At 58.8% G+C, this 762-nt stretch carries 1 protein-coding gene and 1 pseudogene; both read right to left on the reverse strand.

The genetic code is table 11. The features are described 5' to 3' along the window. A partial coding sequence (locus QCE79_RS33210) for a DUF6723 family protein (RefSeq protein ID WP_309851722.1) occupies positions 1–192 on the reverse strand: 192 nt, incomplete at its 3' end. A gap of 416 nt (positions 193–608) precedes the next feature. Continuing rightward, positions 609–762: pseudogene (locus QCE79_RS33215) on the reverse strand (IS256 family transposase); the annotation flags it as partial.

Below are 762 nucleotides of genomic sequence, written 5' to 3' on the forward strand. Positions count from 1 at the left end.
CCCGTCGAAGGGATACAACAGCCGACCGTCGGTCGTACGCACAACCTTCAACTTGCCGTAAAAACCGCTTGCCTCCGTGCCTCTGTACGACGCATAGACAACGAAGTCGCCCTCTCCTGTGCCTGCTGTCGGTGGCACGGGCTTGCTCGGATAAAGGACCAGCTTGGGTCGTTTGCCTGTAATATGTGCCATTGGTGTGGGCCATGTGAGTGGAGACAAGCTATTTCAGCATTGCCCAAGCCAAGCGGTCAGGCACCTGCTCAGCGAAACGAAGGTCGCTCGCAGGCGATGCGAGGGCCGCCCCGCTCACCCGTAGGCTCTCGACGGAAGTTTCAGACGCAAGACGCGTACGTTTTGGATACCTTAGGTACGAAGAACACGTCTGTTCCTGGATGACCGTTCGCCCAAGCGACAATCCTTCTTACATTCGTCTCGCCATTGACGAGGACTCGGGAGGTAGGAAGGCGGGGAGGACCGAGGGGCGCGCAGGAGGGCGAGGTAAGAGAAGGAGGACGGAGAGCGAAAGACAAGAGACGCGCGGGTCGTTTGTAGGTCGTTCCCTATATCGGAACCTGTCCGCATTTTTGTGTGCGAGGCGGTCAGCGGAGTCACCCGCGTGCGTTGGTAAAACGCTCTCCAAACAGGATGGCAAACTGGTTCATCGCGGACGACCAGTCGAACGCCGCGCGTACTGACTTTGCCAGCACGTTGCGCAATGCCAGCCACAGCAGCTTGATGGCGGCCTCGTCATTGGGGAAGTGG

The sequence above is a fragment of the Caballeronia sp. LZ003 genome, assembly GCF_031451465.1.
In the GTDB taxonomy this organism is placed as follows: Bacteria; Pseudomonadota; Gammaproteobacteria; order Burkholderiales; family Burkholderiaceae; genus Caballeronia.